Below are 13,923 nucleotides of genomic sequence, written 5' to 3' on the forward strand. Positions count from 1 at the left end.
CTCTGATTCCTAAGCCGTTAACCGAGTGCTCTGGCCGGACCCAGAGGTCGCGTCGCGATACCAGTACTCGAGGGTCAGCACATGCCACAGATGCTTGGAGAAGTCCCGCTGCCCGGCGGCGTCCTCGGCGGCCATGCGTGCCAGCGCGTCGCGGCGCAGAAGCCCGGAGTTGACGAGCACGCCGTCGTGCACCACCTCTCGTACCAGCGGGGCCAGATCCCGGCTCATCCAGGCCCGCAGCGGGGCGCTGAACAGGCCCTTGGGCCGGTAGACGATCTCCCGGGGCAGGATCGAGGTGGCCGCCTCCTTGAGGACGGCCTTGCCCTGCCGTCCGACGATCTTGCGATCACCGGGCACGGCGAACGCCGCCCTGACCACCTCGACGTCCACATACGGCACCCGCACCTCGGTCGACGCGGCCATGCTCGACCGGTCCGTGTACGTGAGGTTCAGGCCCGGCAGGAACATCCGGGCGTCGCCCAGGCACATGCGGTTGACGAAGTCGTCGAGGTCGTTGTCCTGGTAGATATCCGCGTGCTCGGTCAGCACGTCCTCGACCGTGCCGGCCAGGTCCGGATCGACCAGGGCGAGCAGCTCGTCCTGGTCGTACATGGTGTAGCTGCGCCGGAACGCGGTCTCCTCCGGCAGATCGGCGAAGGAGAGGAACCGCTTCGCGAAGCGCACCGACCGGTACCCCCGGCGGGCCGTGGCGACCGGCAGCCGGTCCACGGCCCTGGACAGGCCGCGCCGCAGGGGCCGCGGGACGCGCTGGTAGCGCAGCGCGATCAGATTGGCCAGGTGCTTGCGGTACCCGGCGAACAGCTCGTCGGCGCCCATCCCCGAGAGCATCACCTTGACCCCGGCCTCCCGGGCGGCCGAGCAGATCAGGAACGTGTTGATCGCGGCGGGGTCGCCGATCGGCTCGTCCAGGTGGTACGTCATCCGCGGCAGCAGTTCGAGCACGTTCGGAGCGATCTCGATCTCATGCAGGTCGACACCGAACCGCTCGGCCACCCGCCGGGCATAGCGCAGGTCGTCCGGCATCGCCTCGAACCTGGCGTCCTCGGCGCGGAACCCGATCGTGTAAGCGGAGATCCCGGGTTGGTCGCGGGCCGCCAGCGCGGTCAGGTAGCTGGAGTCGAGACCGCCGGAGAGGAAGGTCGCCACGGGTACGTCGGAGAGCAGGTGGCGCCGAGTCGACTCCTCGACGATGGCGGCGACATCCGGCTGCTCGCCGCCCCGGGCCCGCTCCCGGGCCTCGGCGGCGACGTCCTTCAGGTGCCAGTACCGGCCGCGCTCCACCCGGCCGTCGGGTCGGCACCTCAGCCAGCTCCCCGGCGGCAGCTTCTCCGCTTCGCGGAACGCGCACCGTGAGTCCGGCACCCAGTAGTACAGCAGCGAGGCCACCAGCGCCGCATGGTCCACCTCCAGCGACCCGCCGGTCCCGGCGGCGAGCGCCTTGAGCTCGGAGGCGAACACCAGACCCTCGCCGCGCCGGATCAGGAACAGCGGCTTGATACCGAGCTGGTCGCGGGCGAGCACCAGGTCACCGGTTCGCTCGTCGAAGATCCCGAACGCGAACATGCCGCGCAGCCGGGGCAGGCAGTCCGTGCCCCAGCGGCGCCAGGCCTCCAGCAGCACCTCGGTGTCGGAGGTACCGCGGAAGCGCACCCCGGCGGCCGCCAACTCGGCCCGCAGCTCGGGCGCGTTGTACAGCTCGCCGTTGTACGTCAGGACGAGGCCGCCCGAGACCATCGGCTGGGCGCCGGTCTCGGACAGGTCGATGATGGCCAGCCGGCGGTGCCCGAGGTGCACTTCGCCGTCACCGGCGGGGTGGCTGTACCGGCCCGCCCCGTCCGGACCGCGGTGGGCGAGGGTTTCGGTGAGCCGGTCGGTCACGACCTTCCCGTCCGGCCATCGGTAAGTGCCTGCGATGCCACACATGTCCTACCGCGCCTCCTGGTCGCTGTCCGGGACCCGTCCCGCCCACATCGGCAGCCGCTCCGTCCGCCGCCGGCCCGTCCCGTTCTGCCGGGCCGGCCGCTCGTTCTGGCCGCGCAGCCCGGTGTGCGGCCCGTCCCACAGCGTGCCGTCGGTCCGGTCACGCGGATCGGGGTCGATCAGCACCACACCGACCACCGGAATGCCCTGGTCCGCGAGGTGCCGCGCCACGGTGTGCAGCCATGCGGCGCTGCCGTGCCCGGCACGCACGACGAGCACGGTCCGGGCGCCGAGGTACTGGAGGTCGGTCCACGCCGTGCCGGGCGCCACCGAGCCGACGCCGAACCGGCGTTCCTCATGAGACACGGCCGCGGCACGCTCGCCGCTGACCACGGTCGGGTCTCCTGGTTTCTGGCGGCGGCCCGCGAGCTGCGGGCCGGGCAGACCATCGATGATCACCACTGGCCCGTCCGGTGCCAGTGCCCCGGCGAGGTCCAGGGCGATCACGCTCGTGCTGCGCGCACAGCCGAGTTCCAGCAGCGACACCGGTTCCGCGGAGCCGCGCACGGTGCGGGCCAGGGACGTGGTGAGCCTCGTCCGTGCCGCCCGGATCCGTCGGCGCTGCCACAGCCTGCCCGACCGGCGGGGCAGCTCCGCGATGACCGAGGCGCCCAGGTTCGCCGCGATGTCCCGGCGCAGCACGGGGCGGTCCGCCACCACCACACCGACCGCGGCCACCGCGAGCCCGAGGACGAGACCGAGGACGAGCCCGATCGCGGCGTTGGTGGCAGCGGTCCTGGGCAGGGAGTGCCGCACCGCGCGCGGGGCGTCCACGATCTGCGTGCCGGCGATGACCCGGGGCGTGCCGATGCGCGCCTCCGCGGCGCGCTGGCCGAAATCGGTGATCCGCGAGGTGAGCTCGGCCCGGCGGGCGAAGAGCGACTCCATGTTCGCCGACGCCTTCGGCCCGCTCTCCGGCGATCCGTCCTCGATCGCCTTGTTGACCTGGGCGAGTTCGTCCCGCATTCGGTCACGCTGGTCGAGCAGGGTCTTGGCCTCGGCGTTCGCGGATTCCCGTATGCGCCGCACATGGTCCGCGACGAACGCGTCGGCCAGCGCCTTGGCGCGGGCCATCGCCTCCGCGTCGCTGTCACCCGTCACATTGATCTGGAGCAGGTTGTTGGTCAAGCCGGTACCCCCGTAGTCCTGCATGAAGTCCTCCGGTTTTTCCGGGGACCCGAGGGACTTCAGGGCCTTACCGGCGATCCGCGTGGTGTGCAGCAGCGCGACGTCGGTGCGGATCAGCGTTCCGGGGTCGTTCGGCTGGTCCTCCTGATGCGCGACCAGCACCTTGGTCACCGCGGTCGGCGGTGGCGGCAGCAGGACCGCCACCGCCACGCCGACGAGCAGCCCCAGCAGCGCCATGGAGCACCAGAGGCGGCGCCGCCTCCGCACCGCCACCACCAGCGCCTGTAGATCCAGCAGCGGAGCGGCGGCCGACGACTCCGAAGTCGTACTCGTCGTCACCCTGAACCTTCCGTCGCGTGGTCGCGGGCCGCGAGCACCGGCGTGGCGGGATCCCGAGGACGGTCGGCAGCCCGCGTCGGACGGGCCCGGACCGTGCCGGCGAGGACGATGCCGACGACCTCGTGCCCCGCGTCCGCACACGCCTCGGCGATGCCGGCGAGCTCCCCTGCGGTCCAGCTGCCCGCGCTGAGCACGACCAGGACACCGGACTCGTTGTCGCGGTCCGGCACCATCGGCTGGGACACCGAAACCCCCACCATCCGCAGCATGGTTGGGGAGGGGCCGCTCTCGGCCTCGGCGACGAGCTGCCCGGCGGCCCGGCGGGCGATCTCGTCGCCGTCCGGGACGGCAACCAGCAGCCGCCGGGGGGCCGGCAGCTGGTCCCGGAGGCGGGCGCACACCCGCCGGTAGCGGATCCGCCTGCCGGTCTCGTCGCCGGACGTCCGCGGGGTCGGTATGTCCCACCGGCTGTCGACGCCCAGCAGCCGGCGGATCCGGGCCCACGCGCCACGGCCTTCCGGCCGGTGTGCGCGCCGTTCACCAGGTACGTCGACGGTACCCAGCAGCACCGAGCCCAGCGCCGCGGCGATCTCCGGTTCGGTGCGCAGCCGGCCACTCATCCGTGCGGCGGTGAGATGGCCGATGACCGCGAGCAGGAAGAACAGCAGCGCCCCGGCGACGATGAGCTGCATCCTCGTCGGCGGTGCCTCGCCGGCCGGCCGGGCCGCCGGCCCCATGACGACCATGTTGGCCTTGTTGGCGGCCGGGTCGGCCTGGTCCAGCTTGTTGACGGCCTCCTGGAGTGTGGTGCGCAGCTTCGTCAGCTCGGTGCGGGTCTGCACGCTCTCCACGGTCTGCCCCGGATCCGCCGCATCGGCCAGCTCGGTGATGCGGCGGCTGGTCTTCGCCACCATCTGCCGCAGCGCCTCGGGCCGCGTCGCCGCTTCGGGGTCGGTGTTGTCGCCCACGATCCGCGCGGCGAACGTGACGAACTGCTGGGCCATCTGGTCGGAGAGTCTCTGTGCGCGCTCCGGGGTGTCGGCCGTGCCCGAGATCTTGATGATGTTCCCGTCGGCGGCCTTGGCACTCACCCGATCCCGCAGCTCGCTGCCGCTGACCCCGTGCCAGCCGAGCGTGGCGGCCGCGCGGTCGACCACCACCGAACTGGTCGCGATCTCCACCTGGGTCAGCAGCTCGCGCTCCTGCCACGCCCCAGGCAGCAGTACCGATGCCGACGTCGTGTAACGCGGCGGAAACAGCAAAGAGGTGCCGTAGCCGACGAGCGCGCCCACCACGGCGAGGATGATGAGGAACCGCCGGCGCCGACGGATAATCCGCCCGATCGTGACCAGGCGTATCGTGTCATCGCTCAACGGCGCGGCCTCTTCCCTGCCCGGTCCGGGTCGCCCGCCGACACCGGAGCGTGGCCACGGCAGGCAGCGGCGTAGGCGGCGAGCAGCGACGCTTGCGAGTTCCGCCAGGAGAGCGAACCACTGATCCGCTCCTGGCCGATCTTGCCCATCCGGGTGCGCTGCTCCGGATCGTCCAGCAGCAGCGCGATGAGCCCCGCGAACTCGGCCTCGTCGTTGGCGGGCGCGTAGACGGCGGCGTCACCGGCGGAGACCCGCGCCTCCCGGAGGTCGAACGAGACGATCGGCCGGCCCATCACCATGTACTCCAGGACCTTGTTCATGGTCGACACGTCGTTGAGCGGATTGTGCGGGTCGGGGGAGAGGCACACGTCCGCGGTGGACAGGTAGCGCACCAGGTCGGCGTCCGGAATGCGCCCGGTGAACTGCACCTGCTCCGAGAGCCCGAGCCGCCGGGACAGCTCCACCATCGCGTCAAAGGTGTCCCCGCCGCCGACGAACACCGCATGCCAGTCGGTCCGCCCGAGCTCGTCACGCAGCTTCGCGAGCGCCCGCAAGGCGTAGTCGACGCCGTCCTGCGGGCCCATGACGCCGAGGTAGCACAGCAGATGAGGCTTGCCGCGCTTCAGCTCCGGCTCGGGCGATACGGGGTGGAACCGGTCGATGTCGGGCGCGCTGCGCACCACGAAAACGTCCTCCGGCCGCCGACCGCCACGGCGCACCGCGACGTCCCGATAGCTCTCGTTCGTGGCGAGCACGACGTCCGCGGCCCGGTAGGTCCGCCGTTCCAGCGCACACACGGCGCGGTAGAGCAGATCCTCGCCGCGGCCGAACCGGGAGAGATACAGCTCGGGTACCAGGTCGTGCTGGTCGAAGACGAACCGCGCGCCGCGCCGCTTCAGCCACAGTGCCGGCAGGAACAGCAGGTCGGGCGGGTTGCAGGCGTGGACCACATCGACCGGGCCGACCTTCCGGGCCAGCCGGACCGTATGCCACAGCGCCGATCCGTACTCGCGCAGATAGCCGGCCGGCCCTCCGGTGGCCGCGCGCAACGGGTAGCGGTGGATCCGCACCCCGTCGATCTCCGCCTCCGGCTCCGTGTCCCGCTTTGTCCCCCGCGGACAGATGACGTGCACCGTCCAGCCCGCGTCGCGCAGCGTCGTGCACTCCTGCCACACCCGCCGGTCGAACGGCACCGACAGGTTCTCCACCAGGATCAGCGCGCGCCGGTCCGGCCGGTCGCCGCTGACCGTGTCACCAAACGATGTGTCACCAAGCAAGGCCCATGTACCCCGGTTCGGCCCGGCGCGCCTCGGCGTCGGGAAGGCGGATGAGGTCGACAATCACCGGGCCGTCGCCATGGGGCAGCGCCGACAGTACGGCCGGATCCCCGGTCCCGACCAGGCACACCTCGGCGTGCTCGAGCACCTCGTCGACGGAGTCCGCGAGCAGCTGCGCGAGGTGCGGCAGCCGGGTCTCGATGTACTCGCGGTTCGCGCCGATCAGCCGGGAGAGGCTCACGTTGGCGTCGTAGATCCGCAGGTCGTAACCCTTGCCGAAGAGCCTCTCCGCCAGCTCGACGAGCGGGCTCTCGCGGAGGTCGTCGGTGCCGGGCTTGAAGGACAACCCGAACATTCCCACCCGGCGCTTGCCGGTGCGCTCGACCAGCTCCACCGCGCGTTGCAGATGTTCGGAGTTGGAGGGCAGCACATGGGCGAGGATGGGCACCGAGACGTCGGCCCGCTGCGCCGCGTGGACCAGGCTGCGCAGGTCCTTGGGCAGGCAGGAGCCACCGAAGGCGAAGCCGGGCCGCAGGTAGGCGGGGCTGATGTTCAGTTTGCGGTCGGCCAGGAACACGTCCATCACCTGGTGCGAGTCCACCCCGAGCGCCTGGCACACCGCGCCCAGCTCGTTCGCGAAGCCGATCTTGAGGCCGTGGAACGCGTTGTCCGCGTATTTGATCGCCTCGGCCGTCGGGACCGGCACCCGGAACACCTCGCCGGGCAAGTCGTCGTACAGCGCCGCCACCACGTCGCCGCTCGCCGGGTCGAGCTCGCCGATGACGGTCTTGGGCGGGTCGAAGAAGTCCCGCACACTCGTGCCCTCGCGCAGGAACTCCGGGTTGACCGCGACCCCGATGTCCACCCCGGCCGTGCCGCCGACGTACTTCTCCAGGATCGGTACCAGCAGGTTCAGGCAGGTGCCCGGGAGCATGGTGCTGCGGAACACGACGGTGTGCCGGCCCCCCTGCTGGGCCCTCTCGGCCAGCACGGCGCCGATCTGCTCGGTGACCCGCTCCAAGTACGTGGTGCACAGGCCACCGTTGGGCTCCGACGGCGTGCCCACGCAGACCAGCGACACCTCGCTGCCCATGATGGCCTCGCGGACGTCGCCGGTGGCGCGTAACGCCCCGGTCCGCACGACCTCGGCGATGAGCTCGCCGATCCGCTCCTCGACCACCGGGGCCTTGCCGTCGTTGACCAGGTCGACCTTCACCTGGTTCACGTCCACCCCGATGACCTCGTGACCCATGCCGGCCAGGCACGCGGCCGACACGCAGCCCACGTAGCCGAGCCCGAAAACGCTGACTCTCATGACTCGTTCCTCCCCCCAGGCAGGCCCCTCCGGCCTGCGATCCGTGCGTTGGCGCCACCGTTGAGTTGCGGCCCCCCGCGTTATCAGTAGGCCCCCTGCCCTTGGAGCACCGCACGCAGCGTCTTCCACAAGATCACTGTGTCGAGCGCGAGCGACCAGTCCTCCACGTACCGCAGGTCGAGGCGGACCGCCTCCTCCCACGGCAGGTCGCTGCGTCCGCTGATCTGCCACAGGCCGGTGAGTCCGGGCTTGACCAGCAGCCGCCGCCGGATGTCCGGGCCGTACGCGGCGGACTCCTCCGGTAACGGAGGCCGCGGACCGACGAGCGACATCGATCCGGTGAGCACGTTGAAAAGCTGCGGGAGCTCGTCGATCGAGTACCGGCGCAGCACTGCTCCCACCCTGGTCACCCGCGGATCCCGGCGGAGCTTGAACAGCAGGCCGGCGCCCTCGTTGAGGTCGGCCAGCTCGGCACGTGCCCCGTCAGCCCCGGCGACCATGGTGCGGAACTTGAGAATGGTGAACTCGCGGCCGTCCTTGCCGACCCTGCGCTGGCGGTAGAACGCCCCACCCCGACTGTCCACCAGCACGAGCAGCCCGACGAACACCATCAGCGGCGCGAACAGCATCAGCAGGATCGCCGCGCCCATCCGGTCGACGACCCCTTTGACCGCCCGGCGGCCCCCGGTGAAGGTCGGCATGCTGACCCGCAGCAACGGGATCCCGAGCACCGCGTCGACGTGCAGCCGCGGGCCGGCCACCTCCATCAGCACGGGGGCCACGATCATCTCGGCGTCGCTGCCTTCGAGGTTCCAGGCCAGCCGCTGGAGCCGGTCCGGTGTCCAGTGCGGGTCCGGTGTGACCGCGACGACACGGTAGCCGTCGCGGCGGACGTGGCCCGCGACGTCCGTCAGTCGGCCGACGACCGGCACTCCGTCCAGGTGGTCACCGTCGAGCCCGAGACCGTCCGTCGTGCACACCGCTTCCACCCGCCAGCCGAGGTGCGGGAACTTGCGGGTCCGGGTGATCAGGTCGCGTACGGTGGCCGGGCTCCCGGCAGCGAGCACCGGTCTCAGGCACCGTCCCTCCTTGCGCTCTCTGTGCAGCCAGAGGCGCAGCAGATATCGCGCGGTCATGGTGGTGAGCGCGATCGCGGGGATCGCGACGAAGATCCAGAGCTTGATGTTGCGCGAGGTGAGGGCGATCCCGCCGAGCGCCAGGACGACGGTCGCCGTGAACAGCGAGCGTCCGAGCCGGCGGAATTCCTCGGCGCCCTGGCCGAGTACGGCCGGAGCCCACGACCGGCTCACCGCAAGCGCCCCCAGCACCAGCAGCTCGGTGCCGAATGCGAGAATTCCCCATTTCTCGTGCCAGTTGGCCGCGTCCCGGGCCCCGAAGAAGTTGCCGATCGCCGCCACCACGAAGGCGGTGGCCACGGTATCGCTGGTGATCACGGTACGGCGGTACCGCTGCTCCCAGTCGATCGCGGGCTGACTGATTGCCCCGTCCGCCAGACGCCCGCGCGCTGACGGAAACGGGCTGACTAATCCCCCTCGCCGCACAGAACCCCCCAGGTCCCCAGTGATTCGACGTGTTCGCCCAACACTGTTCCTCCCCCTCGGGAGGCCCCCGCCTCCCGTACTGTCCCTCCCCTCGGGAGGCCCCCGCCCCCCGCGCCGCGCTGTTCCTCCCCCCGGGAGGCCCCCGCCCCCCCGCATGACATCCCGGCTATCTCAGCGCTACTTGAACAACCCACCCTGGCGGCAGCAGGCTCGCCTGCCCCGCCAGCCCCTCGAGTTGCGGCGTGCGCCGGAACCCGTCGAAACCTCGGGTGCTCCCCGCACCCAAGGCCCCTCTCGGGCCCAAAGAACTGATCCACCCCCACGTCTGGCGCCGGGGAGGCGACTGCTGGCCTTCCGTAGCGCCGGACCTATAGATCATTAGTGGTCGCCTCGTGCCCGAACGGCTGAAGCACGGTCAATCTAGACCATCGGGGCCGGTGTGTAGAGAGGATGTGTGTAAATTGTGCGCAAGCTTTGAGACAGGATCCACCGATCGTCGACCGCCTACGTCGGCCTTGACGCCACCGGAGGGGGTGCGGACAAACTCAGATATCGATCCTGGACCGGTCGAGCGTGGCAGCGGAGCTGGTGATGAACTCCTTGCGGGGAGCCACGTCGTTGCCCATCAGCAGGTCGAACACGCCTTCCGCGGCTTCCAGGTCGGAGAGGTTGATCCGGCGCAGGGTGCGGTGGCGCGGGTCCATGGTGGTCTCGGCCAGCTGGTCGGCGTCCATCTCACCGAGGCCCTTGTAGCGCTGGATCGAGTCCTTGTACCGGATGTTCTCGCTCTGGAACTCGAGCAGCTTGTCGCGCAGCTCGCGGTCGGAGTACGTGTAGACGTACTTGTCCTGGCCCTTCTTCGGCTGGATCAGCTCGACGCGGTGCAGCGGCGGCACGGCGGCGAAGACACGGCCGGCCTCGACCATGGGCCGCATGTAGCGGTGGAACAGCGTCAGGAGCAGGGTGCGGATGTGGGAGCCGTCCACATCGGCGTCGGTCATCATGATGATCTTGCCGTAGCGTGCCGCGTCCAGATCGAAGGTCCGCCCGGAACCGGCTCCTATCACCTGGATGATCGCGCCGCACTCGGCGTTCTTCAGCATGTCCGTGACGGACGACTTCTGGACGTTGAGAATCTTGCCGCGGATCGGCAGCAGCGCCTGGAACTCGGAGTTCCGGGCGAGCTTCGCCGTGCCGAGCGCGGAGTCCCCCTCGACGATGAACAGCTCGCTGCGGTCGACGTCATCGCTGCGGCAGTCGGCGAGCTTGGCGGGCAGGGCGGAGGACTCCAGGGCCGTCTTGCGGCGCTGCGTGTCCTTGTGCCGGCGGGCGGCGATGCGCGTCCTGGCGGCGGCGACGGCCTTCTCCATGACCACACGGGCCTGCTGGGCCGCGTCACGCTTGGTGGAGGTCAGGAACGCCTTGAGTTCCTTGCTGATCACGGTGTTGACGATGCGGCGGGCCGCCGAGGTGCCGAGGACCTCCTTGGTCTGGCCCTCGAACTGGGGCTCGGCGAGACGGATCGTGACGACCGCCGTGAGCCCCTCCAGGGCGTCGTCCTTGGCGATGTCGTCCTCGGCGACGCGCAGGAGCTTCTTGGCCCGCAGCACCTCGTTCATCGTCTTGGCCACCGCCTGCTCGAAGCCGGTGACGTGGGTGCCGCCCTTGGGGGTGGCGATGATGTTGACGAACGACTTGACGATGGTGTCGTAGCCGGTGCCCCAGCGCAGTGCGACGTCCACGCCGAGTTCCCGGGTGACCTCGGTGGGCGTCATCTGGCCGTGGTCGTCCAGGACGGGCACCGTCTCCTTGAAGCTGCCCTGCCCGCTGAAGCGGAGCACGTCGCAGACCGGCCTGTCGCTCGCCAGGAACTCGCAGAACTCGCTGATGCCGCCGTCGAAGCGGAAGGACTCCTCGCCCTTGCTGCCGCCCTCGCCGAGGCCGTACTCGTCGCGGACGACGATGGTCAGGCCGGGCACCAGGAACACCGTCTGGCGGGCCCGCTGGTGCAGTGTGTCGAGGGAGAGCCTGGCGTCCTTGAGGAAGATCTGTCGGTCGGCCCAGTAGCGTACGCGCGTGCCGGTGCGGGCCTTGGGGATTCTGGTGGTCTGGCGCAGGCCTTGGGCGGGGGTGAAGGAGGCGTCGGGTCCGGGGCCGGTGTAGGTGCCGGGTGTGCCGCGGCGGAAGTTGATGGCGTGAGTGCGGCCGTGGAGGTCGACCTCGATGTCCAGCCGCGCGGAGAGGGCGTTGACCACGGAGGCGCCGACGCCGTGCAGGCCACCGGAAGCGGCGTAGGAGCCGCCGCCGAATTTTCCGCCGGCGTGGAGTTTGGTGTAGGCGATCTCGACTCCGGACAGGCCGGTGCGGGGTTCGGTGTCCACGGGGATGCCGCGGCCGTTGTCGGTGACTTCCGCGGAGCCGTCGTCGTGGAGGATGACCTCGATGTGGTCGCAGGCACCGACCAGGGCTTCGTCGACCGCGTTGTCGATGATCTCCCACAGGCAGTGCATCAGGCCGCGGCTGTCGCTGGATCCGATGTACATGCCGGGGCGTTTGCGTACGGCTTCGAGTCCTTCGAGCACCATCAGGTGCCGTGCGGTGTAGTCGGATCCGTCCTGAGGGCGGCTGCCGGCGGCCGGGACGGGGAGTGTGCTCACGCGGTGCTCTCCTGGGCGACAGAGGGGGGTGGTGGGGCTTCGGGTCGGGCGTCCGAGAGGGGCGGGAGGCCAGTGCCCAGGGTCAGATGTCGAGGAAGCGGACGTCCTTGGCGTTGCGCTGGATGAAGTGGCGGCGGGCTTCGACGTCCTCGCCCATCAGGACGGAGAAGAGGCCGTCGGCGACGGCTGCGTCATCGAGGGTGACCTGGCCCAGGACGCGGTGGTCGGGGTCCATGGTGGTGACGCGCAGTTCCTCGGCGTTCATCTCGCCCAGGCCCTTGAAGCGCTGGATGGAGTCGTCCTTGATCCGGCGGCCGTCCTGCCGGCCCCGTTCCAGGAGCATGTTGCGTTCGCGGTCGGAGTAGGCGTATTCGACGTGATCACGGCTCCACTTGATCTTGTAGAGCGGGGGGCGGGAGAGGTAGACGTGGCCCTCCTCGATCAGTGGCCGCATGAAGCGGAACAGGAAGGTGAGCAGCAGGGTGTTGATGTGCTGGCCGTCGACGTCGGCGTCCGCCATCAAGATGATCTTGTGGTAACGGAGCTTGGCGATGTCGAAGTCCTCGTGCACGCCCGTGCCGAACGCGGAGATGATCGCCTGGATCTCCTGGTTGTGCAGGATTTTGTCGATCCGGGCCTTCTCCACGTTGAGGATCTTGCCGCGGATCGGGAGGATCGCCTGGTACTGCGGGTTGCGGCCGGATTTGGCCGAACCGCCGGCGGAGTCTCCTTCCACGATGAAGATCTCCGACATCGCCGGGTCGTTCGACTGGCAGTCGGACAGCTTGCCCGGCAGCGACGCCGTTTCCAGCAGGCCCTTGCGGCGGGTCAGGTCGCGCGCCTTGCGGGCCGCGACCCGGGCCGTGGCCGCCTGGACGGCCTTGCGCACGATGTCCGCGGCCTCGTTCGGGTTGCGGTCGAACCAGTCGCTCAGGTGCTCGTGGACGATCTTCTGCACGAAGGTGCGCGCCTCGGTGTTGCCGAGTTTGGTCTTGGTCTGGCCCTCGAACTGCGGCTCGCCGAGCTTGACCGAGATGATCGCGGTCAGGCCCTCGCGGATGTCCTCGCCGGAGAGGTTGACGTCCTTTTCCCGCAGCAGCTTCTTCTCCCGCGCGTAGCGGTTGACCACGGTGGTCAGGGCCGTGCGGAAACCCTCCTCGTGGGTGCCGCCCTCATGGGTGTGGATGGCGTTGGCGTAGGAGTACACGCTGTCGGTGTACTGGCCGTTCCACTGCAGGGCCACCTCGGCCGACAGCAGCCGTTCCGTGTCCTCGGCGGCGATGGTGATGACCGAGGGATGGACCGGTTCGCCCTTGCGGGCATTGAGGTAGGCGACGAAGTCGGTGATGCCGCCGTCGTAGCGGTAGGAGACCGTCTTCGCCGCCGGGTCCGAGTCGGCTTCGTCGGCCGCGGCCGTCGCGCGCGCGGAGGGCCGTTCGTCGGTGAGGGTCAGGGTGAGCCCGCGGTTGAGGAAGGCCATCTCCTGGAATCGCCTGGCCAGCGTCTCGAAGGAGTATTCGGTGGTCTCGAAGATGCCGCCGTCTGCCCAGAACGTCAGGGAGGTGCCCGTCCGGGAGGTGGGCTCGTGACGGACCAGTGGGGCGGTGGGAGTGCCGTCCCTGTAGTCCTGCGTCCACCGGTAGCCGTCGGTCCGGATCTCCGCCGACAGCCGGGTCGACAGCGCGTTGACCACCGACAGGCCCACACCGTGCAGACCGCCGGAGACCGCGTACCCGCCGCCCCCGAACTTCCCGCCCGCGTGCAGCACGGTCAGCACCACCTCGACGGCCGGCCGCTTCTCCACCGGGTGCATCCCCACCGGGATGCCGCGGCCGTTGTCGACCACCCGCACCCCGCCGTCGGCCAGGATCGTTACGTCGATCCGGTCGGCCACCCCCGCGAGCGCCTCGTCCACGGAGTTGTCCACGAGCTCCTGCACCAGGTGGTGCAGCCCGCGCTCGCCCGTGGAGCCGATGTACATCCCGGGCCGCTTGCGCACCGCGTCCAGGCCTTCCAGAACTGTGATCGCGTTGGCGTCGTACGACGCCGTCCCGGCATGGCCGGGCTGCTGGGATTCGGGGGTACCGCTGGCGGTGCGAGTGTCGTAAGTGGTCACAGATGCTCTCTTTCGGGCATGGCAGACCGCGCTCCCACACGACGGTGCGGGAGCGGCCGGACAGCTGGCGAAGACAGGACGCGGCAGCCCAAACAGGGCCCCGGGGCTCACGGGCCTCGGGACCGTCGACTACCGGGACGCTGTCCAGGATACCG

At 70.1% G+C, this 13,923-nt stretch carries 8 protein-coding genes; all 8 read right to left on the reverse strand.

The window, feature by feature from the left end:
• Nucleotides 1-9 precede the first annotated feature (9 nt).
• Complete coding sequence (asnB, locus tag ACH4S9_RS17655; protein ID WP_398372731.1) at nucleotides 10-1,944, reverse strand: asparagine synthase (glutamine-hydrolyzing); 1,935 nt, start codon at nucleotides 1,942-1,944, stop codon at nucleotides 10-12.
• A 3-nt stretch (nucleotides 1,945-1,947) separates the two neighbouring features.
• Nucleotides 1,948-3,468 carry a Wzz/FepE/Etk N-terminal domain-containing protein gene (locus tag ACH4S9_RS17660; protein ID WP_398372733.1) on the reverse strand — a complete coding sequence of 507 codons (1,521 nt, stop codon included), beginning with the start codon at nucleotides 3,466-3,468 and terminating at the stop codon, nucleotides 1,948-1,950.
• Nucleotides 3,465-4,841, reverse strand: a complete 1,377-nt coding sequence (locus ACH4S9_RS17665) for a Wzz/FepE/Etk N-terminal domain-containing protein (protein ID WP_398372735.1) — start codon at nucleotides 4,839-4,841, stop codon at nucleotides 3,465-3,467. The genes ACH4S9_RS17660 and ACH4S9_RS17665 overlap by 4 nt, the downstream gene beginning before the upstream one ends.
• On the reverse strand, nucleotides 4,838-6,118 hold the full coding sequence (locus ACH4S9_RS17670) for a glycosyltransferase family 4 protein (RefSeq protein ID WP_398372737.1): 1,281 nt from the start codon (nucleotides 6,116-6,118) through the stop codon (nucleotides 4,838-4,840). The genes ACH4S9_RS17665 and ACH4S9_RS17670 overlap by 4 nt, the downstream gene beginning before the upstream one ends.
• Nucleotides 6,108-7,433 (reverse strand): nucleotide sugar dehydrogenase, encoded by a 1,326-nt coding sequence (locus ACH4S9_RS17675; protein ID WP_398372739.1) that lies wholly within the window; start codon nucleotides 7,431-7,433, stop codon nucleotides 6,108-6,110. Before ACH4S9_RS17675 ends, ACH4S9_RS17670 begins: the two co-directional genes overlap by 11 nt.
• Before the next feature lie 83 nt (nucleotides 7,434-7,516).
• A complete protein-coding gene (locus tag ACH4S9_RS17680) occupies nucleotides 7,517-8,995 on the reverse strand; it encodes a sugar transferase (protein ID WP_358843401.1) in 1,479 nt (492 codons plus the stop codon).
• Between the two features lie 545 nt (nucleotides 8,996-9,540).
• Nucleotides 9,541-11,652, reverse strand: coding sequence for a type IIA DNA topoisomerase subunit B (locus ACH4S9_RS17685; RefSeq protein ID WP_398372742.1), 2,112 nt, complete (start codon nucleotides 11,650-11,652; stop codon nucleotides 9,541-9,543).
• Nucleotides 11,653-11,734: 82 nt separating this feature from the next.
• Complete coding sequence (gene gyrB, locus ACH4S9_RS17690) at nucleotides 11,735-13,768, reverse strand: DNA topoisomerase (ATP-hydrolyzing) subunit B (protein ID WP_398372744.1); 2,034 nt, start codon at nucleotides 13,766-13,768, stop codon at nucleotides 11,735-11,737.
• Between the last annotated feature and the right edge of the window lie 155 nt (nucleotides 13,769-13,923).

Source organism: Streptomyces sp. NPDC021225 (genome assembly GCF_044332865.1).
GTDB lineage: Bacteria > Actinomycetota > Actinomycetes > Streptomycetales > Streptomycetaceae > Streptomyces.

Excerpts from the sequence above, each read along its gene's own strand:
- ACH4S9_RS17675 (WP_398372739.1), bottom strand. The coding sequence starts at position 7,433 with ATGAGAGTCAGCGTTTTCGGGCTCGGCTACGTGGGCTGCGTGTCGGCC.
- asnB (WP_398372731.1), bottom strand. The coding sequence starts at position 1,944 with ATGTGTGGCATCGCAGGCACTTACCGATGGCCGGACGGGAAGGTCGTG.